General features: G+C 46.4%; 26 protein-coding genes. All 26 read left to right on the top strand.

All coding sequences use genetic code 11. The features are described from left to right. The first annotated feature begins 146 nt into the window (after nucleotides 1–146). The 26 genes from CHH91_RS00480 (at nucleotide 147) to CHH91_RS00355 (ending at nucleotide 24,117) form a co-directional block, all read left to right on the top strand. Nucleotides 147–518 carry an ATP synthase subunit I gene (locus CHH91_RS00480; RefSeq protein WP_095220937.1) on the top strand — a complete coding sequence of 124 codons (372 nt, stop codon included), beginning with the start codon at nucleotides 147–149 and terminating at the stop codon, nucleotides 516–518. Nucleotides 519–539: 21 nt separating this feature from the next. Then, nucleotides 540–1,274: a F0F1 ATP synthase subunit A gene (gene atpB / locus CHH91_RS00475; protein WP_095220936.1), complete on the top strand. Its 735-nt coding sequence runs from the start codon at nucleotides 540–542 to the stop codon at nucleotides 1,272–1,274. Nucleotides 1,275–1,306: 32 nt separating this feature from the next. Next, nucleotides 1,307–1,513: a F0F1 ATP synthase subunit C gene (atpE, locus tag CHH91_RS00470; RefSeq protein ID WP_077307123.1), complete on the top strand. Its 207-nt coding sequence runs from the start codon at nucleotides 1,307–1,309 to the stop codon at nucleotides 1,511–1,513. Nucleotides 1,514–1,643: 130 nt separating this feature from the next. Continuing rightward, nucleotides 1,644–2,153, top strand: a complete 510-nt coding sequence (atpF, locus tag CHH91_RS00465; protein ID WP_374074647.1) for a F0F1 ATP synthase subunit B — start codon at nucleotides 1,644–1,646, stop codon at nucleotides 2,151–2,153. A 3-nt stretch (nucleotides 2,154–2,156) separates the two neighbouring features. Next, nucleotides 2,157–2,702 carry a F0F1 ATP synthase subunit delta gene (locus CHH91_RS00460; RefSeq protein ID WP_095220935.1) on the top strand — a complete coding sequence of 182 codons (546 nt, stop codon included), beginning with the start codon at nucleotides 2,157–2,159 and terminating at the stop codon, nucleotides 2,700–2,702. 18 nt (nucleotides 2,703–2,720) lie between these two features. Then, nucleotides 2,721–4,226 (top strand): F0F1 ATP synthase subunit alpha, encoded by a 1,506-nt coding sequence (atpA, locus tag CHH91_RS00455; RefSeq protein ID WP_095220934.1) that lies wholly within the window; start codon nucleotides 2,721–2,723, stop codon nucleotides 4,224–4,226. A 60-nt stretch (nucleotides 4,227–4,286) separates the two neighbouring features. After that, complete coding sequence (gene atpG / locus CHH91_RS00450) at nucleotides 4,287–5,153, top strand: ATP synthase F1 subunit gamma (protein WP_095220933.1); 867 nt, start codon at nucleotides 4,287–4,289, stop codon at nucleotides 5,151–5,153. 23 nt (nucleotides 5,154–5,176) lie between these two features. After that, nucleotides 5,177–6,571 carry a F0F1 ATP synthase subunit beta gene (gene atpD / locus CHH91_RS00445; protein WP_095220932.1) on the top strand — a complete coding sequence of 465 codons (1,395 nt, stop codon included), beginning with the start codon at nucleotides 5,177–5,179 and terminating at the stop codon, nucleotides 6,569–6,571. A gap of 38 nt (nucleotides 6,572–6,609) precedes the next feature. Next, on the top strand, nucleotides 6,610–7,014 hold the full coding sequence (locus CHH91_RS00440) for a F0F1 ATP synthase subunit epsilon (RefSeq protein WP_141234103.1): 405 nt from the start codon (nucleotides 6,610–6,612) through the stop codon (nucleotides 7,012–7,014). Nucleotides 7,015–7,206: 192 nt separating this feature from the next. Further along, nucleotides 7,207–7,440: a DUF1146 family protein gene (locus CHH91_RS00435; RefSeq protein WP_095220930.1), complete on the top strand. Its 234-nt coding sequence runs from the start codon at nucleotides 7,207–7,209 to the stop codon at nucleotides 7,438–7,440. Between the two features lie 78 nt (nucleotides 7,441–7,518). After that, nucleotides 7,519–8,226 carry a YwmB family TATA-box binding protein gene (locus tag CHH91_RS00430; protein WP_095220929.1) on the top strand — a complete coding sequence of 236 codons (708 nt, stop codon included), beginning with the start codon at nucleotides 7,519–7,521 and terminating at the stop codon, nucleotides 8,224–8,226. A 33-nt stretch (nucleotides 8,227–8,259) separates the two neighbouring features. Continuing rightward, nucleotides 8,260–9,564, top strand: a complete 1,305-nt coding sequence (gene murA / locus CHH91_RS00425; RefSeq protein WP_095220928.1) for a UDP-N-acetylglucosamine 1-carboxyvinyltransferase — start codon at nucleotides 8,260–8,262, stop codon at nucleotides 9,562–9,564. Between the two features lie 164 nt (nucleotides 9,565–9,728). Continuing rightward, nucleotides 9,729–10,553: a M55 family metallopeptidase gene (locus CHH91_RS00420; RefSeq protein WP_095220927.1), complete on the top strand. Its 825-nt coding sequence runs from the start codon at nucleotides 9,729–9,731 to the stop codon at nucleotides 10,551–10,553. A 12-nt stretch (nucleotides 10,554–10,565) separates the two neighbouring features. Then, the gene (locus CHH91_RS00415) at nucleotides 10,566–11,501 is read left to right on the top strand and encodes an ABC transporter permease (protein ID WP_095220926.1); all 936 of its coding nucleotides are present in this window, start codon (nucleotides 10,566–10,568) and stop codon (nucleotides 11,499–11,501) included. Nucleotide 11,502: 1 nt separating this feature from the next. After that, complete coding sequence (locus CHH91_RS00410) at nucleotides 11,503–12,456, top strand: ABC transporter permease (protein WP_095220925.1); 954 nt, start codon at nucleotides 11,503–11,505, stop codon at nucleotides 12,454–12,456. 4 nt (nucleotides 12,457–12,460) lie between these two features. Next, complete coding sequence (locus CHH91_RS00405) at nucleotides 12,461–13,450, top strand: ABC transporter ATP-binding protein (protein WP_095220924.1); 990 nt, start codon at nucleotides 12,461–12,463, stop codon at nucleotides 13,448–13,450. Nucleotides 13,451–13,473: 23 nt separating this feature from the next. Then, a complete protein-coding gene (locus CHH91_RS00400; RefSeq protein ID WP_095220923.1) occupies nucleotides 13,474–15,099 on the top strand; it encodes a peptide ABC transporter substrate-binding protein in 1,626 nt (541 codons plus the stop codon). A gap of 74 nt (nucleotides 15,100–15,173) precedes the next feature. Further along, nucleotides 15,174–16,097 (top strand): S66 peptidase family protein, encoded by a 924-nt coding sequence (locus CHH91_RS00395; protein WP_095220922.1) that lies wholly within the window; start codon nucleotides 15,174–15,176, stop codon nucleotides 16,095–16,097. Then, on the top strand, nucleotides 16,094–17,191 hold the full coding sequence (locus CHH91_RS00390; RefSeq protein ID WP_095220921.1) for a mandelate racemase/muconate lactonizing enzyme family protein: 1,098 nt from the start codon (nucleotides 16,094–16,096) through the stop codon (nucleotides 17,189–17,191). Before CHH91_RS00395 ends, CHH91_RS00390 begins: the two co-directional genes overlap by 4 nt. Next, nucleotides 17,188–18,075 carry a C40 family peptidase gene (locus CHH91_RS00385; RefSeq protein ID WP_095220920.1) on the top strand — a complete coding sequence of 296 codons (888 nt, stop codon included), beginning with the start codon at nucleotides 17,188–17,190 and terminating at the stop codon, nucleotides 18,073–18,075. Before CHH91_RS00390 ends, CHH91_RS00385 begins: the two co-directional genes overlap by 4 nt. A gap of 106 nt (nucleotides 18,076–18,181) precedes the next feature. After that, nucleotides 18,182–19,219 carry a stage II sporulation protein D gene (gene spoIID, locus CHH91_RS00380; protein ID WP_095220919.1) on the top strand — a complete coding sequence of 346 codons (1,038 nt, stop codon included), beginning with the start codon at nucleotides 18,182–18,184 and terminating at the stop codon, nucleotides 19,217–19,219. Between the two features lie 75 nt (nucleotides 19,220–19,294). Continuing rightward, nucleotides 19,295–20,212 carry a stage II sporulation protein SpoIIQ gene (gene spoIIQ, locus CHH91_RS00375; RefSeq protein ID WP_095220918.1) on the top strand — a complete coding sequence of 306 codons (918 nt, stop codon included), beginning with the start codon at nucleotides 19,295–19,297 and terminating at the stop codon, nucleotides 20,210–20,212. A 221-nt stretch (nucleotides 20,213–20,433) separates the two neighbouring features. Further along, nucleotides 20,434–21,501, top strand: a complete 1,068-nt coding sequence (locus tag CHH91_RS00370) for an AimR family lysis-lysogeny pheromone receptor (protein ID WP_095220917.1) — start codon at nucleotides 20,434–20,436, stop codon at nucleotides 21,499–21,501. Nucleotides 21,502–21,714: 213 nt separating this feature from the next. Then, nucleotides 21,715–21,984, top strand: a complete 270-nt coding sequence (gene spoIIID / locus CHH91_RS00365) for a sporulation transcriptional regulator SpoIIID (RefSeq protein WP_038564118.1) — start codon at nucleotides 21,715–21,717, stop codon at nucleotides 21,982–21,984. Nucleotides 21,985–22,164: 180 nt separating this feature from the next. Then, nucleotides 22,165–23,166, top strand: a complete 1,002-nt coding sequence (mreB, locus tag CHH91_RS00360) for a rod shape-determining protein (protein WP_095221237.1) — start codon at nucleotides 22,165–22,167, stop codon at nucleotides 23,164–23,166. Between the two features lie 132 nt (nucleotides 23,167–23,298). Further along, the gene (locus CHH91_RS00355; protein ID WP_095220916.1) at nucleotides 23,299–24,117 is read left to right on the top strand and encodes a flagellar hook-basal body protein; all 819 of its coding nucleotides are present in this window, start codon (nucleotides 23,299–23,301) and stop codon (nucleotides 24,115–24,117) included. The last annotated feature ends 3 nt before the right edge of the window (nucleotides 24,118–24,120 follow it).

The following is a 24,120-nucleotide window of genomic DNA, read 5'->3' as shown; positions in this document are numbered from 1 at the left end:
CACCGGCGCAAGAAAGAACAATGGTGGACAAGCAATTATATGTCTTATATGTGGTTTGCAGGTTGATCCATCTTTTCGTATTTACCGCTTTCCATACATAAGTATAAGCAGTAAATGTACGTCTTACACGCATGGGAGTAATGAAGATGCAGCAAGTCAATAAGATGATCCATGCACGACAACTCAAATGGATGCTATATTTACTGGCACTTTTGATGCTTGGAGCGGGTTTCACTCCGTACCAGCGCATTTTCCTCGGCTTGTTTCTTGGGGCCTCCGCCAGCTTCTTCTCCGTGTGGCTTCTTCAACGGAAGATCAGACAGTTCACTGAATCTGTCGCTACACATGGCAGAATACCAGCCTTAGGCACCTTTTCCCGCATGGCAGCGTCTGTGTTGGCTGTGATGCTCGCACTTCGTTTTGACGCTTATTTCCATCTTATTGCAGTAGTTATTGGTTTAGCTGCTGGCTACATCATTATCTTTATAGATAGTTTCTTCACGAGTTTAAAAGACTAGTAATGAAAGAGGTGAAATTAATTGAATCACGGATCACCAATGTGGAATAATGCATTCGGTATCGAATGGCTCGACTTCAACTTGTCGACATCTCTGATGACCATCATCTCCTCTGTTATCGTCTTTATCCTTTGTGTAATGGGCAGCAGGAATCTGCAGCGCAGACCTCGTGCTTTCCAGAACGTGATGGAGATGCTAGTTGACTTCGTAAAGAAAGTGATTGGCGACGCAATGGACTGGAAAACAGGCAAACAATTCCTGCCGCTCGGTCTGACGCTCTTCATGTACATCTTTGTGAGTAACATGCTTGGTGTCATCATCATGGTTGTCGTGGGTCAAGACCATAATCTTTGGTGGAAATCACCGACATCCGATGCAGCAACCACACTAACATTATCAGTGATGGTCATCTTGCTCACCAACTTCTATGGTGTCAAGATTCTTGGCGGAAAAGAATACCTCAAGGGCTACATTCGTCCGGTGCCGTTCTTGCTTCCATTGAACTTAATCGAGGAAGCAGCGAATACACTGACACTCGGATTGCGTCTTTTCGGTAACATTTTCGCAGGGGAAGTATTGTTATCCTTGATTGGGGAGTCTCTGGCTGGCGTTAACCCGCCATTTACGACAGTATTGGCATTCGTGCCGATGATCGCATGGCAGGGCTTCAGTCTTTTCATCGGGACAATCCAGTCTTATATATTCCTGGTGCTGACAATGGTTTATATGTCGCACAAAGTTTCAAAAGCACATTAATCAGTTTTTAAATACAAGGAGGAAATTTAAACATGAGTTCATTAGCAGCTGCAATTGCAATTGGTTTAGCCGCACTAGGCGCAGGTATTGGTAACGGTCTGATCGTTAGCCGCACAGTAGAAGGGATCGCAAGACAGCCTGAGCTTGCTGGAAGACTTCAAACTACAATGTACATCGGTGTCGCACTAGTAGAGGTTATTCCTATCTTCGCCCTAGTTATCGCGTTCATGGTAATGTAATTCACCTATCGCAAGTACTCTATAATTTGAATGAATGGCGAAATTCTATATCTTGAATATTCGCCATTCTTTTTGTAAGGCCCCGGATAAATCGGGAAAAAGATAGTTTAGCTCGAAAGGAGTGGCACAGTTGCAAACACTTACGATTGGTGCTGCAGTAGGTGGATTACCTATCGGTAGCATGTTGATTCAACTTATCAGCTTCATCATCCTGCTGGCGCTTCTTAAGAAGTTCGCATGGAAGCCTTTATTGAAAGTCATGCAGGACCGCCAGGAATATATCTCAAATGAGATTGATACGGCAGAAGCTAGCCGCAAGGAAGCCGAAGCAGCAGCTAAAACTGCAGCAGAGGAATTGAAACAAACACGTGCAGAAGCACAATCTATCATAGAAGAAGCAAGAAAAGCGGGCCAGCAGCAGGAAGAGCAGATCATTGCTACAGCGCGCCGTGAAGCTGAACGCCTGAAAGACGCAGCGGTCGAAGATATCGCCAACGAAAAGGAAAAAGCAATGCAAGCATTGCAAGCACAAGTGGCATCCCTTTCCGTACAGATTGCAAGCAAAATCATCGAGAAAGAAATTTCTTCCGACGATCAGGACAAGCTTATTAGTGACTATGTGAAAGAATTGGAGCGATAAGCTATGCGTGATGTGACCATTGTAAAACGATACGCAGAAGCGCTGTTCGAAGTAGCAGAGAACCGCGATATCGTGGAAACCGTGCGAGCGGAATTGCACACAGCGAAGCAAGTGGCACAAAACGATGCTGCTTTCCTCCGGTTCCTCTCAGAGCCTAAGATTGGCTTGGACAAAAAGAAAGCATTGATCGAAACCAGCTTCGCTGCAGGAAGCATCGAAGTTCGCAATACGTTGAAACTGCTTTTGGATGCTGGACGTATCAGCAGTATCCCTCAAGTGGCGGATGCTTTCCAAACGTTGTATGACGAAAAGCAAGGAACTGCACAGGCGACAGTTTATTCTGTCCGTGAGCTTTCCGAAGCGGAACGTCAGTCAGTGGCAGAGACATTTGCGAAAAAGCTCGGCAAACAAGCTGTTTCCATCGATAACAAGATTGATCCGACACTGCTAGGCGGTTTGAAAGTACGGATCGGCAATACAATCTACGACAGCTCGATTAAAACCAAGCTGACTCGTATCGAACGAAATTTAGTAAATGTGAGCAAATAAGGATAGAGGTGAGACCGCATGAGCATGAAAGCTGAAGAAATCAGCGCGTTGATCAAACAGCAAATCGAAAGTTATGACGCTGAAATAGAAGTAAGTGATGTTGGTACTGTTATTCAAGTTGGTGACGGTATCGCGCGTGTCCATGGCTTGGACAATGTAATGTCCGGAGAATTGATCGAGTTCTCTAACGGTGTCATGGGACTTGCACAGAACTTGGAAGAATCAAATGTCGGTGTCGTTATTCTTGGTGAATACAAAGGCATCCGCGAAGGAGACGAAGTTCGTCGTACAGGACGTATCATGCAAGTACCTGTTGGAAAAGAGCTTATCGGACGTGTTGTTAACCCACTAGGGCAGCCGATCGATGGTAAAGGTCCAATCGAAGCTAGCAGCACTCGTCCAATCGAATCTCCAGCACCAGGCGTAATGGATCGTAAATCCGTTCATGAGCCGCTTCAGACTGGTATCAAAGCAATCGATGCACTAGTACCTGTAGGCCGCGGTCAGCGTGAGCTGATCATCGGTGACCGTCAGACTGGTAAAACATCTGTAGCTATTGATGCAATTCTTAACCAGCATGATCAAGATATGATCTGTATCTACGTTGCAATCGGCCAGAAGGAATCCACTGTACGCGGTACAGTAGAAACACTTCGTAAACACGGTGCACTTGATTACACAATCGTAGTAGCAGCAGGTGCTTCTGATCCTGCACCATTGCTTTACCTAGCACCATATGCAGGTGTAGCTATGGGTGAAGAGTTCATGTACAACGGCAAGCACGTCTTGATCGTATACGATGATCTTTCCAAACAAGCAGCAGCATACCGTGAGCTTTCCTTGCTTCTTAAACGTCCTCCAGGCCGTGAAGCATTCCCAGGGGATGTTTTCTACTTGCACTCCCGTCTATTGGAGCGTGCAGCGAAGCTAAGTGACGCAAAAGGCGGCGGTTCCATCACTGCATTGCCGTTCGTAGAAACACAAGCTGGTGATATTTCCGCTTATATCCCGACAAACGTTATCTCCATCACGGATGGACAGATCTTCTTGCAGTCCGATTTGTTCTTCTCAGGTGTACGACCAGCGATCAACCCAGGTCTATCTGTATCCCGTGTAGGTGGATCAGCACAGATCAAAGCGATGAAGAAGGTTGCCGGAACATTGCGTCTTGATTTGGCTGCATTCCGTGAGCTTGAATCTTTCGCACAGTTCGGTTCTGATTTGGATGCGGCGACGCAGTCCCGTCTAAACCGCGGAGCACGTACTGTAGAAGTTCTGAAGCAAGGCCTGCATCAGCCGCTTTCCGTTGAGAAGCAAGTAACAATTATCTATGCGCTAGTAAATGGCTACTTGGATGATATTCCGGTTGAGCAGATTGTTCGTTTCGAGAATGAATTCCACACATGGTTTGCTGCGAATCAAGCGGACTTGCTTAAAGGCATCCGTGAGACTGGCAACCCAGCTGATTCTGATCAGCTTAACAAAGCGATCGAAGCATTCAAGAAGACATTCGTCGTAAACTAACGTTTCTATAAATTTCGGAATGCTGCACGTATTCCTTACGGAAGGGAGGCTGCATGCGCCTTGGCATCCTTAAGAGATATCCAGAGTAAAATCAACTCTACCAAAAAGACGAAACAAATTACGAAAGCGATGCAGATGGTCTCTGCGTCTAAACTGACGCGGGCAGAACAGAATGCAAAAGCTTTTGTACCATACAGTGAGAAAATGCAGGAGGTTGTGACGCAGATCGCTGCATCAGGCGACGCGACACATCCTATGCTGCAAACTCGTGCAGTCAAGAAGACAGGTTATCTTGTCATCACGGCTGACCGTGGTCTGGCTGGCGGATACAACAACAACGTAATCCGTGAAGTGTATCGTACCATCCAGCATCAGCACGCTTCTGCAGATGAATATACGGTGATTGCTGCCGGACGTTTCGGCCGGGACTTCTTTAAAAAGAACAACCTGCCGATTGCCAAAGAAATCATCGGACTGCCTGATCAGCCAGACTTTGCTGATATCAAGCAGATCGCATCTGAAGCAGTGGAGATGTTCCTGGAAGAAGAAATCGATGAATTGGTATTGTTCTACAACCACTTCAACAGTGCTATCTCCCAGGAAGTAACTTCACAGAAGCTGCTTCCATTAACAGATCTTTCTTCGGAAAAAGGACGTTCCGTACAAAGCATGTACGAGTTCGAACCTGATGCGGAAGAAATTTTGAAAGTATTGCTGCCTCAATATGCCGAGAGCTTGATTTACGGTGCGTTGCTCGATGCGAAAGCTAGTGAGCATGCTGCACGTATGACAGCAATGAGAAGTGCGACAGACAACGCAAACGAACGGATCGATGAGCTGACGCTTACTTATAACCGGGCACGTCAAGCAGCTATTACACAAGAAATCAGTGAGATTGTCAGCGGAGCGGCTGCGCAGCAATCCTAAGAATACAGATAGGAGGGGTCCAGATGAGCAAAGGTATCATTACGCAGGTTATGGGTCCGGTTGTGGACGTACGTTTCCCTAACGGCCACCTGCCTGCCATCTATAATGCACTAGTTGTCCAAGTGAACGAAACTTCTTCTTTGACATTGGAAGTTGCACTTCACCTTGGTGACGACAGTGTTCGTACAATCGCGATGTCTTCTACAGAAGGCGTACAGCGCGGGAAAGAAGTAGTGGATACAGGAGCAGCAATCAGCGTACCTGTAGGGGAAGCTACACTAGGACGTATTTTCAACGTTTTAGGTGAAACAATCGATTTGGATGAGCCTATCCAAGGCGAAATCAAGAAAGATCCTATCCACCGTGAAGCACCAGCATTCGAAAACCTTGCAACAGAAACAGAGATCCTTGAAACAGGTATCAAAGTTGTCGACTTGCTTGCTCCATATATCAAAGGTGGTAAGATCGGTCTCTTCGGTGGTGCAGGTGTAGGTAAAACTGTACTTATCCAGGAACTGATCAACAACATCGCGCAAGAACACGGTGGTATTTCCGTATTCGCTGGTGTTGGAGAGCGTACTCGTGAAGGTAACGACTTGTACTTCGAGATGAAGGATTCCGGCGTTATCGCGAAGACTGCAATGGTCTTCGGTCAGATGAACGAACCGCCTGGAGCACGTATGCGTGTTGCATTGACTGGTTTGACAATGGCAGAGCACTTCCGTGACCAAGAAGGTCAGGACGTACTTCTATTCATCGATAACATTTTCCGTTTCACACAAGCAGGTTCCGAGGTATCCGCATTGCTTGGCCGTATGCCATCAGCAGTAGGCTACCAGCCGACACTTGCTACTGAGATGGGTCAGCTGCAAGAGCGTATCACATCTACAAATGTAGGTTCCGTTACTTCCATCCAAGCAGTATATGTACCAGCCGATGACTATACAGACCCGGCTCCGGCTACAACTTTCGCTCACTTGGATGCAACAACAAACCTTGACCGTAAACTATCCGAACAAGGTATCTACCCTGCCGTAGATCCATTGGCTTCTACATCAAGAGCATTGGATGCGAACGTAGTCGGAGAAGAACATTACAATGTAGCACGTCAAGTGCAGCAAACATTGCAGCGTTACCGTGAATTGCAAGATATCATTGCAATCCTTGGTATGGATGAGCTTAGTGAAGAAGACAAACTTGTCGTTGCACGTGCACGTCGCGTACAATTCTTCCTATCTCAGAACTTCCACGTTGCTGAGCAGTTCACAGGCCAAAAAGGTTCTTATGTACCTGTAAAAGAAACAGTTGCAGGCTTCAAAGGAATCCTTGAAGGTAAATACGATCACATTCCGGAAGATGCTTTCCGCCTTGTTGGACGTATCGAAGAAGTGCTTGAAAAAGCTGGCGTTAACCAGTAAGCAGCAATCATGTAATAGTAGGATAGGAGGGGCTCCTGATGAGTACCGTAACAACAAGCATTGTTACTCCTGATGGCCCTGTTCTGGAAGAAGACTATGAAATGGTTAGCTGTACGGCGGAAAATGGTGAACTTGGTATCCTGCCAGGTCACATTCCGCTGGTAGCGCCATTGAAGGTTAGCTCGGTTCGTCTACAGATCCAAGGTCGCACGGATTGGGTTTCTGTAAGCGGCGGATTCCTTGAAGTCCGTCCGGACAGGATCACAATCCTTGCTCAGTCAGCCGAAAGAGCGAGTGACATTGATGTGGACCGTGCAGAACAGGCGAAGCAACGCGCTGAGAAACGTCTGCAGGATAAGCAGGCTAACTTAGACCAGATCCGCGCTGAACAAGCGCTTAACCGGGCAATCAACCGACTTGATGTCGCGTCTCATGCCCGCTGATAAAAACAGCATTCCCACAAGGAATGCTGTTTTTTTATTATGTCATTTCCTGGGCAATAATGATGGCGGGGCTTAGCAAATGCCGTTATAATTTGAAGGAAACGGGTTTAATGGTACGGAAATTAGGATATCAAGGTATTATGTGGCTAAAAAGCGCGTATTTACCTGTTTATCCGTTAAGGAGTGTATATCATGTTTGCGGTATTAGGACAGGATGCGATGCTGGGTATAGTTTCCCACATAGCTTTTATGGCAATTACTTGGCGTATATTGATGGGGGTCAATGTAGATGCATTAATTAAAAAAGGGAAAGTATTTGAGGCAAGGATGCTGCTTATTTTACTGACGATCGTTATCGGGACAACTGTAAGTAATGTATTCCTTCAACTGGTCAGCTGGACCAAACAGCTCCAATATTTACTCTAGCATTCTATCAAAAGTGTATAAGCTTTTTCATCTCTGTTCATACTGTTTCTAAAATGGTCGGACAGGGGAGAAAGAAAAATGAAACATTATCTTGGACTAATCGTAATAATCATTATGCTGGTAGGTAATAGCCTGGAATCATATGGAGCAGTGAAAGCTGACGTATCAGATGATGTAAATCGTATGTATGAAGTTTTGGATAGCGAAGGGGCCGAGCTTATATCCTTTGAGGTCACAATACGAGAGACAATTTCCCGGGACGATATCGAGGGAAAGTTGATGGATATGAATAATGCGGGAACCATTGTAGAAGAAAAAACGGAAAAATCTACAAAATTTTTGGTACATACCCCCCATAAACAAAATACCATTGCCGAACGTATATTGTTGGTAGTACCTACAGATAAGGCATACCAGGCAGAACTTATTTATACAGTTTCCGGGTCAGAATGGACAGAAAAGGTGCAACAATCTGTCCAAGACTTGACATCTGCGGCAGAATCGCGATTTTTCACATATAATGCGACAAAATTCGCTTGTCTCAAAGCGGGTTTCGGTGATAAAATAAGCGGTGGTATTTTGTTTCAGAATGTCATGGGAAAATTAGATGTTCAACCACTAACGAATATGCAAGATAACGTTTACACTACGACAACAGGATATACAACACAATTGAAAGCCAGCCGTTCCTTAGCAGACAACATGAATATCCAGCTTGCGCTGCATGATGGGAATGGGCAATCAACCGTAACTGTAGGAACGCCTATCATAACGACTGAATATTAATATAGTGAAATTGGACGCGGAGGAGAATGTAACTTGGAAAAAATCATCGTCCGTGGTGGAAGGCAGCTTAAAGGATCTGTCAAGGTCGAAGGTGCGAAGAATGCCGTACTGCCTGTCATCGCAGCAAGTATAGTTGCAAGTAAAGGAAAAAGTGTTATTACTAATGTCCCGGCTTTAGCCGATGTATTTACCATCAATGAAGTGTTACGCAGCATGGGTGCTGAGGTGGTATTCAGCAATGGAACTATCACTGTCGATGCTACAAAGCAAATGACGACAGAAGCGCCTTTCGAGTATGTTCGTAAGATGCGGGCATCTGTATTGGTTTTAGGCCCATTGTTGGCACGTTTCGGTCATGCAAAAGTGGCACTGCCAGGTGGCTGTGCAATCGGTTCCCGACCAATCGATCAGCACCTGAAAGGGTTCGAAGCGATGGGAGCTAGTGTACAGGTCGGCAACGGCTATGTAGAATTACGTACAGAAGGACGCCTGCAGGGCGCTAAAATATATCTGGATGTACCTAGTGTAGGTGCAACAGAGAACATCATCACAGCAGCCGCACTAGCTGAAGGAACTACTATTCTCGAAAATTGTGCAAAAGAACCAGAGATTGTGGATCTAGCAAACTATCTGAATGCGATGGGTGCGAAGATCGTTGGCGCTGGTACAGAAACAATCCGTATCGAAGGTGTTGAAGAATTGACAGGCGCTGAGCATGTCATGATCGCAGACCGTATCGAAGCTGGTACTTTCATGGTTGCAGCCGCAATCACGAAAGGCGATGTCTTGATTGAAGGCATTGAAATGGAGCATGTGCGTGCAGCTGCTGCTAAAATGGAAGAAATGGGTGTCATTATCAAGGAAGAAGCAAATGGCATTCGTGTTATCGGTCCTGACAAATTGACAGCGACAGATGTCAAAACGCTGCCACACCCAGGATTCCCGACAGATATGCAGTCACAGATGATGGCCTTGATGCTATGTGCAGAAGGCACCAGCATCATTACGGAAACAGTATTCGAGAATCGATTCATGCATGTGGAAGAATTCCGCCGCATGAATGCGAAGATTAAAATCGAAGGACGCAGTGTCATCATGGAAGGTCCGACAAACATGCAAGGCGCTGAAGTAGCGGCAACAGATTTGCGTGCTGGAGCAGCTCTTATTCTGGCAGGATTAATTGCAGATGGTTATACGCGTGTTACAGAGCTTAAGCATTTGGATCGCGGTTACGTGAATTTCCATGGAAAACTGGCAGCACTTGGTGCAGATATCGAACGCGTAAATGATGAAGTGTTCGAAGAAGCAGCTGCTACAATGGAAGAAACAACTTATTAATACTACTAAGGATAAGTCCCTTTGTCAGAAGGGGCTTATTTTTTATGTCTTTGTCAGAAAACCTTCCCTACAAATTGGTAATTCTTCTTCCTAAGCGTATAGCGCTATGCTATAATTATTTAGAAAATTCAACTAATAAAGAATGTTCGGAAGAGAGGGGTAGAATGAAAATATACCTGTCGGTGGACATGGAAGGGATCGTCGGTTTACCGGATTATACATATGTAGACAGTTCAAAACATAATTACGAACGGGCAAGAAGGATTATGACTGCCGAAACGAATAGCATCATTGGGGCAGCGATGGATGCAGGTGCAGCATATGTTCTTGTCAACGACAGCCATTCTAAAATGAATAACCTTTTGGTAGAGGAATTACATGAAGAGGCTTATTTGATATCTGGTGAAGTGAAACCGCTTTCAATGGTGCAAAGTCTGGATGCAAGCTTTGCAGGAGTGATGTTTTCCGGCTATCATGCACGTGCTGGACAGTTCGGTGTCATGTCCCATAGCATGATTCACGGGGTCCGTAACTTTTTTCTGAATGATGAGCCGATCGGAGAACTCGGTTTCAATGCGTACGTTGCTGGGCATTACGGTGTACCGGTCCTTCTGGTTGCAGGGGATGATCAAGCGTGTTTAGAGGCAGAGCAGCTTATCCCAGGGGTTGTAACAGCTCCAGTCAAACAGTCACTATCCCGCTCTGCAGTTTTAACGCTGACACCGAAGAAAGCAAGCAAGCTCCTTCGTGAAAAGGTCCAAGAAGCGATGGAGAGAGTGACTATGGCGGAACCGCTCGTCCCGCCGGATAAAATCGTTCTGCGAATTGAATTCACCAACTATGGACAAGCGGAATGGGCCCATCTGATGCCAGGCACCTATATCGAGCCAGGTACAACCATTGTTGCTTTTCCAGCCAAAGACATCATCGAAGCGTATCGTGCCATGCTCGTTATGACGGAGCTTGCCATGCATACGACCTTCAGTTAGGAGTGACAGCTTATGGCAATTTATCTGATTCGCCGATTTGTAATTATGATAGCAACCATATTCGTTATCGCGACACTGACATTCATCCTGATGCACAGCATTCCGGGGAATCCGTTCACGACACAGGATCGAAGCACAAGTGAAGCTGTCCAGGAAAACTTGAATGCTCATTATCATTTGGATGAGCCAATGATCGTTCAGTACGGCATCTGGCTTAAATCCTTGGCAACATTTGATTTCGGTCCGTCCATCAAGCAGCCGACTGAAACCGTGAATGATTTGCTTGCCCGCGGTTTCCCGATATCAGCAGAGCTAGGCATGTGGACAATTACAATCGCCCTTATTTCTGGTATCACTTTAGGTGTCCTGGCTGCGCTGAAGCATAACGGCATTATAGATTATATAGCGATGACATTGGCTGTATTAGGTATCTCCATACCGAACTTCATCCTGGCAACATTGCTGATTCAGCAGCTTGCAGTGAATTTGCAGATACTGCCAGCTGCGACTTGGTCTTCACCGATGCATATGATCATGCCGATCATTGCTTTGGCGACAGGGCCTACAGCGATCATTGCACGTTTGACAAGATCCAGCATGCTAGAGGTTCTGACACAGGATTATATCAAGACAGCACGGGCAAAAGGTCTGTCACCAGCTAAAATCGTCATTAAGCATGCTTTGCGGAATGCTCTGATGCCCGTAGTTACCATTCTTGGAACATTGGTGGCTGCTATCCTGACAGGAACATTTGTCATTGAGCGTATTTTTGCCATACCTGGTATGGGAAAGTATTTTGTTGAAAGTATAAACAACCGTGATTACCCGGTCATTATGGGGACGACCGTTTTCTACAGTGCCTTTCTCATTTTCATGCTTTTCCTAGTCGATATCGTTTACAGTATTCTGGATCCAAGAATCAAGCTGCACAAGAAAGGAGGCAGCTGATATGGAACATCATAATAGACCGATTGATACGACTGGACAGCAAATACCGGATGAATGGTTCCAGCCGATAGAAAAGGATCTGAACAAAGCGGAGGAAGTAGCTCGTCCAAGCTTGTCCTTCTACAAAGATGCCTGGCTGCGATTGAAGCAAAATCGATTAGCCATTACAGGGTTATTCTTTCTGATCGTCCTGATCCTAGCAGCAGTCTTCGCTCCAATTTTCTCGCCTTATTCCATTTCAGAAGGGGCATTACGGAACCAAAACCTAGCGCCATCTGCTGCACACTGGTTTGGCACTGATAATTTGGGACGTGATGTGTTTACCCGGCTTTGGCACGGAGCACGTGTTTCGTTATTTGTCGGTGTAGCGGCTGCCTTGATCGATTTCTTTATCGGAATCATATATGGAGGTGTCGCAGGCTATAAAGGCGGACGTACGGATAGTGTCATGATGCGTATCATCGAGGTGCTTTACGGACTGCCGCATTTGCTGGTTGTTATCTTGCTGCTTGTTGTGATGGGACCGAGTCTCTTCACGATTATTGTTGCTTTGACGATTACAGGCTGGATTGGAATGGCTAGGATTGTCCGCGGCCAAGTGATGCAGCTGCGCAACCATGAATATGTGCTTGCATCCAAAACATTAGGAGCAAGTACAGGTCGAATCATCCGCAAGAACTTGCTGCCGAATACGATGGGTCCGATCATTGTGCAGATCACACTGACTGTACCATCCGCAATCTTCGCAGAAGCATTCCTAAGCTTTTTAGGTCTTGGTATACAGGCGCCGAATGCGAGCTGGGGATCGATGGCCAATGATGGTCTGTCTGCAATTTTATCCGGAGATTGGTGGCTGCTGTTCTTCCCGGCATTGTTCATCAGTTTGACAATGTTCGCCTTCAATGTACTTGGTGATGGCTTACGGGATGCATTCGATCCGAAGCTGAGGAGGTGACAGAATGGAAAAGATACTTGAAATTGATGACTTGCATGTGCATTTCTCGACATATGGCGGAACAGTCCAGGCTGTCAGGGGTGTGAATCTGTATTTGAATAAAGGAGAGACGCTTGCGATCGTTGGTGAATCCGGCAGCGGGAAAAGTGTGACGAGCAACAGCATCATGCAGCTCATTCCATCTCCGTCCGGTAAGATCGTCCGCGGTTCGATTCGTTTCAAAGGCAAGGATCTTGTACAAACATCGAAAAAGGAAATGAGGGCTATCCGCGGTGTCGACATCTCGATGATTTTTCAAGATCCGATGACAGCACTCAATCCGACCTTGACTGTCGGTGACCAGCTGACGGAAGGACTGAAGCAGCACACATCAGTGAGTTCAGGCGAAGCGAAGGCAAAGGCCTTGGAAATGCTCCGGCTTGTCGGTATAGCCAATCCGGAGAGCAGGCTGAAGCAATACCCGCATCAATTCAGCGGCGGGATGCGGCAGCGGATTGTCATCGCTATGGCGCTAATATGCGAACCAGACTTGCTCATCGCTGATGAACCGACAACGGCACTTGATGTAACCATCCAGGCACAAATCATGGAGCTGTTCAAGGAGATCCAGGAAAAAACAGGTGTATCGATCATTCTTGTTACACATGATCTTGGGGTCGTTGCCCGCGTAGCGGATCGTGTCGCTGTCATGTACGGTGGGAAGATCATTGAGACCGGGGATAAGGATGATATCTTTTATCGTCCGCAGCATCCGTACACAATCGGTTTGCTGCAATCTGTGCCGCGGCTCGATATGAAAGAAGATATCCTGCAGCCAATCGACGGGACACCGCCGGATTTGTTCGCACCGCCGCAAGGCTGTCCATTTACGGCCCGATGTGCACATGCCATGCAAGTATGCGCAAATGTACATCCTAGCACCAGTTATCTATCCGATTCACATCAGGTGGAATGCTGGCTGCAGGATGCACGAGCCAAACGGCAGCCAGTCTGATCAAATTTCAAGGGGGAAAAGAGATGAAAAGAAACTGGAAATTATCTATGATTGCTTGTCTTGCTGCATTGGTCCTTTTGCTATCTGCGTGTACTGCGAATAACAGTGCCGGAGGAAGCGGCGATGGTGGAGAAGGAGAGGATAAGAAAGTCCTTCGCCTTAATAACGGCCAGGAGCCTACATCCCTTGATCCGCCAGAAGGCTTTGACAGTGTATCCTGGGTAATGGTCAACAACTTGATGGAGGGACTGACTCGTCTTGATGAAAGTCACCAGCCACAAGCAGCGATTGCAAAGAGCTGGGATATCAGCGAGGACGGCAAGGAATATACTTTCCATCTTCGTGAAGATGCCAAGTGGTCCAATGGTGATGACGTCACTGCTAACGATTTTGTCTATGCATGGAAGCATATGCTTGATCCGGACCAGGCTTATCAGCCAGCATTCCTGGCATATGTGATTGAAGGAGCCGAAGCGTATAACAGCGGTGAAGGCAGTGCGGATGACGTTGCCATTGAAGCAGTCGATGAAAAGACGTTCAAAGTGACATTAACAGCACCAACTGGATACTTTTTGAACCTGCTGACTAACCCTGCTTTCTTCCCAGTCAATGAAAAAGTAGCTGAGGAAAATCCGGAATGGTTCGCCGAAGCAGACACATATGTGAGCAACGGTCCATTCAAAATTGACAGCTGGTCGCATGATAAAGAACTGATCATGGCCAAAAACCCAGAGTATTGGGATGCTGAAACAGTGAAGCTGGATCAAGTGAACTGGGCAATGGTTGCTGACCGGAATACGGAGTACCAAATGTATCAGAGCGGAGACTTGGACAGATCCTCCATCCCTGCAGATAATGCGAAGGAATTGATGGAAAGTGATGAGCTGGTAACCGAGGTGCAGGCCGGTGATCAATTCCTCCGCTTCAACGTACAGAAAGAACCATTTACGAATGAAAAAGTCCGTAAAGCATTCGCTATGGCAATGAATCGTGATGATATCGTCGAGTTTGTCCGCGGTATTGGCGAACAGCCTGCTCGCGGCTTCGTACCATATGGCTTTGAAACACCTGATGGCGGTGACTTCCGTGAAGAAAATGGCGATTTAATCCAAGATGATCCAGCCGAGGCGAAGAAATTGCTGGAAGAAGGCATGGCTGAAGAAGGCTGGGATGAGTTGCCTGCTGTGACACTGACATATGGTACAAATACAGAAAACGAACGCTTGGCGGAAGGCGTGCAGAATATGCTTTCTGAAAACTTAGGTGTTGATGTAACATTGCAGACAGTCGAATCCAGTGTGTTCAGCGAAGAGCAGACGAAGCTCGTCTATCAGTTGTTCCGCGGATCCTTCTTGGCGGATTATGGCGATCCGGTTAACTTCCTGGAAAGCTTTACGACTGAATCCTCTTCTAACCGAACAGGCTGGTCCAATGAAGAATACGATAAGCTGATTGCTGACTCGAAAACGCAAAGCGATGAGGCTGCGCGTTACGAGATGCTGATGGAAGCAGAGAAAATATTGATGGATGAAATGCCGATCGTACCGCTTCACTTCTATCAGCATGTGTACTTGCAAAAGACGAATGTAAAGAATGTCATCATGCACCCAGTCGGCTACTTGGAGCTGAAATGGGCGGATATTGAATAAAGCAGAGGAAGAGAAGTGGTGAGAACCACTTCTCTTCCGTCTGTCATACCATACATATAGACTGGGAGGAGATAATGATGAAAGCATCTGTGTGGAAAAAAGGAGATACAATCGGGATTGTATCACCAGCAGGTCCGATTAAACGCGAGGAACTCGAGCAGGGGATCAAGATTGTGGAAGCGTTAGGTCTGCATGTGAAGCTGGGAAAGCATGTGTATGATAAAAATGGCTATCTTGCGGGTTCTGACTCTGATCGAGCTGCTGATCTGAACGATATGTTCAAAGATGATGAAGTAAAAGGAATCATTTGCAGCAGAGGCGGCTATGGTTCTGCTCGGATTGTTGAAATGCTGGATTATGAAGCTATCAAACAAAACCCGAAAGTGCTGCTCGGATACAGTGATATAACGTATCTACATACAGCGATCCGGCAGCGGACAGGACTGATTACTTTTCATGGTCCCATGGTGGCTCACGACATGGGAGAATCTGACTTTGCCAAACTGAGCTATGATTTGCTACAGCAATTCTTCATTCCGCAGGATGTTGTTTATACAACAGCTATTTCTCCGCTGGAGGCTATCGTGCATGGAAGAGCTGCAGGAGCATTAGTTGGCGGCAACCTATCCTTGCTGACGAGTACACTTGGTACACCAGATGAAATTGATACAAAGGGCAAGCTGCTTTTGTTAGAAGATGTTTCTGAACCGCCATATAAAATTGACAGTATGCTGAATCAGCTGAAGCTGGCAGGCAAGCTGGATGCGGCAGCAGGCATTCTTATCGGGGATTTCACGGATTGTGAAGCGAAGGATCCAGAAACGTCCCTCTCCTTTGATCAAGTCCTTGTTGATTACCTGACTGACCTGGAAAAGCCTGTCCTTAAAGGGTTCCGCATCGGGCATTGCAATCCGAATATCACAGTGCCGCTTGGAACAGAGGCAACGATGGATACCAAAACGAAAACCCTGCAGGTGAGTGCTGGGGTGAGAGCATGAAGGTTGCTCGAATAGATGTATACCAATCTGCTGTTCCTTTGAAAAAAGCCTTCAAGACAGCGCTGCGAACGGTGACAGTAGCAGAGAGCATCGTTGTAAAAGTGACAACTGATGATGGTGTGATTGGCTGGGGGGAAGCTCCGCCGACGCATGTGATAACGGGAGACAGCCTGGCAAGCATTCGTTATGCTGTTGAAGCCATCATCAAACCTGCCATCACCGGCATGTCATTGCTGGAACGAGACGCATTATTTCATCGGCTTCAGCAATGCCTCGTCGGCAGCACAAGCGCCAAAGCAGCTGTAGATATGGCATTGCATGACTGTATTGCACAGTATGCAGGAATGCCGCTATATCAGCTGCTGGGCGGCGCTCGTGATACATTGGAAACCGACTACACAGTCAGCGTCAATACACCATCGGAAATGGCGTCAGACGCTGCAGGCTATGTTAAGGACGGTTTCCGGACTTTGAAAATAAAGGTCGGCAAGGATGATATCGAAACGGATATAAAAAGACTGCAAGCAATCCGGGAGACAGTTGGCAGCAGTATCACGCTTCGTCTAGATGCCAATCAAGGGTGGGATAGGAAAACCGCAGTCCGTGCCATCAGCAGGATGGAGGATATGGACCTTGCTATCGAACTCGTGGAACAGCCCACAGCTGCTGCAGATTTGAAGGGATTACAGTATGTAACAGCAAATGTCCAGACGCCAGTCATGGCTGATGAAAGCTTATTTTCTCCGCAGGATGCACTTGCGCTGCTGGAAATGCGTGCGGCTGACTTGCTCAATATCAAATTGATGAAAGCGGGCGGCATTCAGCCTGCCCTGGATATCGCCCGTATCGCTCGCTCTTATGGTGTAGAATGCATGGTCGGCTGTATGATCGAATCCCGAATCGGTATCAGCGCAGCAGCGCATCTGGCTGCCAGTCAGCAGCATATTACACGGGTCGATTTTGATGCACCGCTCATGCTCCGGGAGGATATCGTTACAGGCGGCGTCCGATATGAAGGTAGCAGACTGCTGCTCAATGCATCGCCAGGGCTCGGTATCCTGGCGGTGGATGTCCAAGGAGAAAAGGTATTATGAAAAAAAGCGTGATTGCTGTTTCCGTTGCTAATCTGTGGACAAATCCTGCCTCCTCCAGACAAGTGGATACACCGATTGTTTCTAATCCGTCTGATCCGTCACGCTGGGTGCATGACCTTTCTCACGCCGATAGATTGGAGCTTCATGAAAACAATTTGCTTCAATCACAAGTGCTATTCGGCACAACAGTATGGGAAGCGGAGCGGAAGGGTGACTGGGTCAAAGTGGTGATACCCTCCCAGTCCACACCAAAAGATGAACAAGGATATCCCGGATGGATTCCCGCTCGTCAGCTTGCAGATCCGCTGCCAAAATCAGATCATATGGTTGAAGTACGAGCGAAGCAGGCTGCTCTGCAAGTAGAGGGTTCCGGCAAGATAGTTCAACTCAGTTTTTTGACAAAGCTGCCTTTTATTGAAGAGTCGGGAACAGCCTTTACCGTTATGACACCACTCGGCCGGGGGCGACTTTCCAAGGCCCAGAGCAGTATCTGGACTTTTCATGAGGAAGACGGTGAGGCACTGATTACGTATGCGGAACAATTCATTGGGCTGGACTATCTATGGGGCGGAATGAGCAGCTGGGGCTATGACTGCTCCGGATTTGCTTACAATATGCATCTTGCGAGCGGTTATGTCATTCCACGGGATGCGAGTGCACAGGCTTTGGAGGGAAAAGCCATTAGTTTGGATCAAGCAGAACCGGGGGATTTGCTGTTCTTCGCTTATGATGGTGGAAAGGGACGTGTTCACCATGTTGGTTTCTATTATGGGAACGGAAAAATGCTGCATGCCCCGAAAACAGGAAAACAAATTGAAATCCTGAATTTGGCGGGCACAGTATATGAAACAGAGCTTTGTGCCGTCAGAAGATATTGGAGCTGATAGAGTGCCCGCGGGTACTCTATTTTTTTATGGGCAGATGTTCTAGCAATCCACAGAAGATACATAGAGTAAAGAGTAGACCAGCAGGCAGATAAGGAGGTCCTCTATGCAAAATAAGAAACCAAGCACAAAGCGACGTCTCAAGTCCCACATAGTCATCAGCATCTTGATCATCTGTTTCTTCACTGTCATTGTGGCGCTCCCTACATTGATTGTAGTACCATTTATAGACCCCGGCGGAATGGAGAGGACGGCAACAGCAATGGAACAAGAAAAAGAGGTCAAGGAAACAGCCAGTGTAGCAGTGGAAGTAAGCCGTACAGCAAGCAATACAGTTGAAACGGTTCCGCTTGAGACGTACGTGACACGTGTGGTCGCTTCTGAGATGCCCGCCGATTTCGAACTGGAAGCACTCAAGGCGCAAGCGGTCGCAGCTCGGACTTACGTGGTACGTTATATGGAAGATCATCAAGCAGAGGAACCAGAAGCGATTGAGGTATCGGATTCTACCAGCGACCAAGTATACAAGAATGAAGACGAGCTCCGCCAGGCATGGGGCAAGGATTATGAAGAAAAAATGACGAAGCTGACAGAGGCGGTGGAAGGAACAAGCGGGGAGATTATCACATATGACGGCGAACCGATTACGCCTTCCTTTTTCTCCACAAGCAATGGATACACGGAAAATGCGGAGAACTATTGGGAAAATCCGCTGCCATATTTGAAATCAGTTGAAAGTCCATGGGATAAGCAGTCACCGAAATTCGAAGATCAGAAAGTAATTGAAATAGAGGAAGCAGAGAAGCTGCTTGGTGTCGAAATTGATCCGAATAAACCTCCAGGTGAGCTGAAACGCAACAGCAGTCAGCGCGTAGCCGAAGTGGCAATTGGCGGCAAGCAGTTCACAGGCAGGGAAATTCGCGAAAAACTAGGACTCAAATCGACAGATTTCACGATATCGATGAAGGATGATCATCTCATCTTTCAAACAAAGGGGTATGGTCACGGCGTCGGGATGAGTCAATATGGTGCGAATGGCATGGCTGCAGAAGGCAAATCGTATAAGGATATCCTGACGTACTATTATAAAGATACGGAGATTAATAAACTGCCGGCAGAAGGCGCCAAGCTGGTGTCCAAGTGAGGCTGGAAAAATTTTCTGAAACATATGTATAGGAATCTATCTTTGTGACGACAATGGTTGCAGAGGTGATGATCTATGAAGGAAAAAAATAGCGTTTCAAAATCTAAGTGGAAACGTCTTTTCCGTAAAAAATGGTTTTTCCCAGCGTTGTATCTTGGTATTTCTGCTTTGCTTCTGACAGCCGTATTGTGGTACCAAAGCGGTACGAATGATCCGGAACAAGCAGAGGATGACAAAGGCATCTTCGACTCCCTGAATTTTAATGGAGATGAAGAAGCAACTCCTGTAGCAGAACAAGATGAAGTAGTGAAAGCTCCTGTAGCTGAAGACGCAGAAGCAACAGTCGTAACGAAATTCTATGATCACAATGCAGACAGCGAAGCCCAAGAGAATGCACTCGTACTCTACGACAACAAATACTATCAAAGCACCGGAGTGGATTACGCTGCAGCTGATGGCGGAGCATTCGATGTCCTTGCTGCATTGAGCGGGACAGTCACAGAAGTGAAGGAAGATGCCCTCCACGGAAACGTTGTTCAGATCGAGCATAAAAATGGCGTAGCAACGTATTATGCAAGTCTGGAAGATGTGAAAGTAGAAGCAGGCCAGGAAGTGAAACAAGGTGATGTGCTGGCAACAGCAGGACAGAGCCTATTTGCAAAAGATAAAGCGACGCATTTGCACTTTGAGGTGCTTAACGGCGATACACCTGTAAACCCGGAAAGCTTTTTCAATCAGCCTGTAAGCAAATTGCAGGAAGCAAAAGCTGAAGCAGAAGCAGTACAGGAAGATACAGCTGACACAGCTGGTCAGAATGAACAGACTGAGACTGAAGCTCCAGCGGAAGAAAATGCAGATGCTGAAGCAACTCCAACAGATGAATCCGGTGAAACAGAAGAAACACCTGATACATCTGATGAAGAAAAATCTCCAGAACAAGATGAGCAGCCAGAGGACGAAGCAACGTCTTCCTCTTCTTCAGCCCAAACTTGATTCGACAGAAGCACCCCGAGCCCGGGGTGCTTTTTTTAGGCATAAAGCAGTCCAACAATAAAACCAGGAAACCTAATAATTTGTCGAACGAATCAGTCTAGAAACTGCTTGAAATTATCTGAAAAGATGGAATAATGAAATGGTGCAAAACACAAAGTGAAAGTCGAAGTCAAGTGATTCCATGGAGGTAAGATTGGGAAATGTGAGAGGAGAAAGGAACGTTGAATCAATCCAGTTTGCGTAAGGAAGCGACTGACTTGGGCAAGCTCTCGGCAGCAACAAGCCGGATGACAGATCTTTGGTCCTTCATTCAGCTAGTAGAGACAAGTCATGATGTGAAGCAGGTAACAGACCTGACTGCGAATTTCTGTGTACATTCCGCATCTGCCGATGTCCAGTTGGCAGCAATGGATTTCCTTGGTATGAACTTTTATGAGAAAGAGCTTCAACTGCTGATACAAAAGAATAAGCAATCATTGCACCGGCGGAACAGATCATATGCCCACTTATATGAACTGATAAATCAGTACCAGGTGTACAAGCTGCCAGGTAATGAATTTGAAAGGCAGATAAGCCGCCATCAAGCGGATTTTCCAGAGGCGAAGGCTTTGATTCTGTTCGGCAGGATCTACCAGCATTTCCAATGCCACGATTATCATGCCATTGCATATTATCTGGATGAATTACAGGAGACGATTATCCTTATCAAAGATTATTTCCTGCGCATCATGATGACTGTACGAATGGACAAGCTGCTTTTCCAATATCATTGGAAACGGAACGAATTGATCATCGCCAGGAAACATAGCAGGAACATTCTCCAACATACATATCTGCCAGGCCAGCGAGCCGTTCAGCACTACAAGATGGGTTTGACCTTCCTCTTCGATGACAAGATTGCAAGCTTTTCTCATCTTGCTGAAGGGAGCAAGATGGCAAAGCAATACAACATCACTTGTCTGGCACAATTACTTGACCGGCAAGTGCTGCCGATCGTAGCTGCCCACTTTGGGATTTTGCATACGTATTTGACAGATGACCCGCATGCACTTGCATATATCGAGTTTCAGCTTGGCGAAGTGGATAATGCAAGAAAGCGCTATCCTAAGTGGAAGCCTGAAAAACAGACAGCTTTTTATAAATACTTCTATGGACTCATCCACCAGAATAAGGATTATCTAGTGGCATCCTATCACCTATTCATCCGCAGACATAAAGACTTCTATTTTTCCCGTTTACCTATGTACGCAATCCAGAAAATAGATAACGACAGACCCTCCACTAGCTGAGAGGGTCTTTTTTATGGAATAAAACAGCTTTCCAGCTAATAAGATGTTACAAACCAAAGCAAGTGTTTGAAGGGAACGAGTGTGAAGCGCTCAACGCCGCAGATGCCCAATCATCTATGACTTGCACAAGAAAAATACATATCCGAATTACTTCATCGCTTCTCATCTTGTCTCATGAACATCAAGAACCGTCAACTTAAGGAGGCATGGGCTGTGCATGATTATATCAAAGAGCGCACGGTGCGCATAGGTAAGCACATTGTGGAAACGAAGAAGACAGTTCGCGTGATTGCAAAGGAATTCGGTGTATCCAAGAGTACTGTGCATAAAGATCTGACAGAGAGACTGCCGGAGATCAATCCGGATTTGGCCAATGAAGTGAAGGAGATCCTTGATTATCACAAAGCTATCCGTCATCTGAGGGGCGGGGAGGCCACCAAATTGAAGTATAAGCTGGAAACAAATACCGACGCTCCTGCCTAAAACCCAACTTTCATCCTGTAAAGGTTCATCCAATCCCTTTCCAATATTCCTACTTTTATCCTTCTTTTCTTTCAAAATTTGCTACTATTCTCCATGTTTTGTGCTACACTATAAGATAAGTAGCATTATGTTCTCGAACGGATGCGACAAAGTTTCTATCTTTACAGGGAGGATCTGAGGATATTGGCACGAGATATAGGAATTGACCTCGGTACGGCAAACGTACTAATACATGTAAAAGGAAAAGGAATCGTTCTGAATGAACCATCCGTTGTCGCGATGGACAGAATTACAGGCAATGTACTTGAAGTCGGGGAAGAAGCACGACGCATGGTAGGCAGAACACCTGGAAATATTGAGGCGATTCGTCCGTTGAAAGACGGCGTAATCGCTGATTTTGATGTAACTGAAGCGATGCTCCGCTATTTCATCAACAAGATCAATGTAAAAGGTTTTCTATCTAAACCGCGCATGCTGATTTGCTGCCCAACGAATATCACGAAAGTGGAACAAAAAGCAATCAGGGAAGCTGCGGAGAAATCCGGCGGTAAGAAAGTATACTTGGAGGAAGAACCAAAAATTGCAGCTATCGGTGCAGGAATGGATATATTCCAGCCGAGCGGTAATATGGTCGTCGATATCGGCGGCGGCACAACAGATGTTGCTGTTCTTTCCATGGGTGACATCGTGACAGCACAGTCCATTCGGATGGCTGGGGATAAGTTCGATTCAGAAATCCTGCAGTATATCAAACGTAAATACAAGCTATTGATCGGTGAACGTACAGCCGAAAATATCAAAATTGAAATTGCGACAGTATTTGAAGGCGCGCGTCAGGAATCGATTGATATCCGCGGCCGGGACATGGTAAGCGGTCTTCCGCGTACGATCACTGTACATTCGCAGGAAATAGAAGAAGCACTGCGTGAGTCAGTTGCCATGATTGTACAAGCGGCGCGTACCGTATTGGAACAGACACCTCCTGAGCTGTCTGCAGACATCATCGACCGCGGTATTATCCTGACTGGCGGTGGAGCACTGCTTCACGGTATTGACCAGCTGCTTGCTGAACAATTGAAGGTTCCTGTATTCATTGCAGAAGATCCGATGGATTGTGTAGCAAAAGGTACTGGCATCATGCTTGAAAACATCGACAAACTGGAAAAACGTAAAGTAGTATGATAATTTGACCTCTTCTGTGTACTTTATTCTCTAATGTATACGGAAGAGGTTCAATTTGTTTAGGATTCTGCCGATATAAATAGATAGAAACCAAAAACACTGGCAATCTAACTGCCTAGGAGGACCGAAACATTGCTTAAAGGATTATATACAGCTGCATCCGGTATGCTCGCCCAGCAGCGCAGACAGGAAGTACTGTCTAATAACTTAGCTAATGCGAATACAAATGGATACAAAGCAGATCAAGGTCAGCTGCGGGCTTTTCCGGAGATGCTTTTGAAATCGATGGAGAGCAAGCCGACATCAGCGGATAACTCCCGCTATGTTACGACTTCCAAGGAAATCGGCAGTATCAATTCCGGCGTGTATGTGCAAGAGACGATTCCGAACTTTGTCCAAGGAGATTTACGGGAAACAGGTATCAGTACAGATACGGCTCTAGTGGACGGAGCGTACCCGGATGAAAATGGCTCTGTATTCTTCAATCTGCAGACAGCAGATGGTGAAGCGTATACTCGCAATGGTAATTTTACCATTGATGCAGAAGGTTTTCTGACGAATGATCAGGGCAGTTATGTTCTTGATACAGCAGGCAACCCGATTCAGACAAACAATCAGACATATACGATGTCAGCAGATGGTTCTATGCAATTCACCGACGGCAGGAATATCCAGCTCGGACTGACATACGTACAGGATGCAAATTTGCTGGACAAGCAGGGTGAGAACGTCTATACCGCTAGCGAAGAAGCCCAGGCAGCAGACGCCCGGACAACAGCTGGTGTGACATATAATATCGTCCAAGGCGCAGTAGAAGGCTCGAATGTCGACTTGCAGCAGACAATGGCAGACATGATGCAGGCATACCGGACGTTTGAAACGAACCAAAAGGTACTGACAGCATATGATGAAAGCCTTGGAAAAGCAGTCAATGAAGTCGGGAAGCTGTAAAGG

The sequence above is a fragment of the Virgibacillus sp. 7505 genome, from assembly GCF_002272135.1.
Lineage (GTDB): Bacteria > Bacillota > Bacilli > Bacillales > Amphibacillaceae > Terribacillus.
The sequence above is the reverse complement of the archived record's forward strand: the minus strand, read 5'-3'. Positions and strand labels throughout refer to the sequence as shown.

Coding starts and splice junctions, on each gene's coding strand:
- CHH91_RS00480 (WP_095220937.1), top strand. CDS start 147: ATGCAGCAAGTCAATAAGATGATCCATGCACGACAACTCAAATGGATG.
- atpE (WP_077307123.1), top strand. CDS start 1,307: ATGAGTTCATTAGCAGCTGCAATTGCAATTGGTTTAGCCGCACTAGGC.
- CHH91_RS00460 (WP_095220935.1), top strand. CDS start 2,157: ATGCGTGATGTGACCATTGTAAAACGATACGCAGAAGCGCTGTTCGAA.
- atpA (WP_095220934.1), top strand. CDS start 2,721: ATGAGCATGAAAGCTGAAGAAATCAGCGCGTTGATCAAACAGCAAATC.
- atpD (WP_095220932.1), top strand. CDS start 5,177: ATGAGCAAAGGTATCATTACGCAGGTTATGGGTCCGGTTGTGGACGTA.
- CHH91_RS00440 (WP_141234103.1), top strand. CDS start 6,610: ATGAGTACCGTAACAACAAGCATTGTTACTCCTGATGGCCCTGTTCTG.
- CHH91_RS00435 (WP_095220930.1), top strand. CDS start 7,207: ATGTTTGCGGTATTAGGACAGGATGCGATGCTGGGTATAGTTTCCCAC.
- CHH91_RS00430 (WP_095220929.1), top strand. CDS start 7,519: ATGAAACATTATCTTGGACTAATCGTAATAATCATTATGCTGGTAGGT.
- CHH91_RS00420 (WP_095220927.1), top strand. CDS start 9,729: ATGAAAATATACCTGTCGGTGGACATGGAAGGGATCGTCGGTTTACCG.
- CHH91_RS00415 (WP_095220926.1), top strand. CDS start 10,566: ATGGCAATTTATCTGATTCGCCGATTTGTAATTATGATAGCAACCATA.
- CHH91_RS00410 (WP_095220925.1), top strand. CDS start 11,503: ATGGAACATCATAATAGACCGATTGATACGACTGGACAGCAAATACCG.
- CHH91_RS00405 (WP_095220924.1), top strand. CDS start 12,461: ATGGAAAAGATACTTGAAATTGATGACTTGCATGTGCATTTCTCGACA.
- CHH91_RS00400 (WP_095220923.1), top strand. CDS start 13,474: ATGAAAAGAAACTGGAAATTATCTATGATTGCTTGTCTTGCTGCATTG.
- CHH91_RS00395 (WP_095220922.1), top strand. CDS start 15,174: ATGATGAAAGCATCTGTGTGGAAAAAAGGAGATACAATCGGGATTGTA.
- CHH91_RS00390 (WP_095220921.1), top strand. CDS start 16,094: ATGAAGGTTGCTCGAATAGATGTATACCAATCTGCTGTTCCTTTGAAA.
- CHH91_RS00385 (WP_095220920.1), top strand. CDS start 17,188: ATGAAAAAAAGCGTGATTGCTGTTTCCGTTGCTAATCTGTGGACAAAT.
- spoIID (WP_095220919.1), top strand. CDS start 18,182: ATGCAAAATAAGAAACCAAGCACAAAGCGACGTCTCAAGTCCCACATA.
- spoIIQ (WP_095220918.1), top strand. CDS start 19,295: ATGAAGGAAAAAAATAGCGTTTCAAAATCTAAGTGGAAACGTCTTTTC.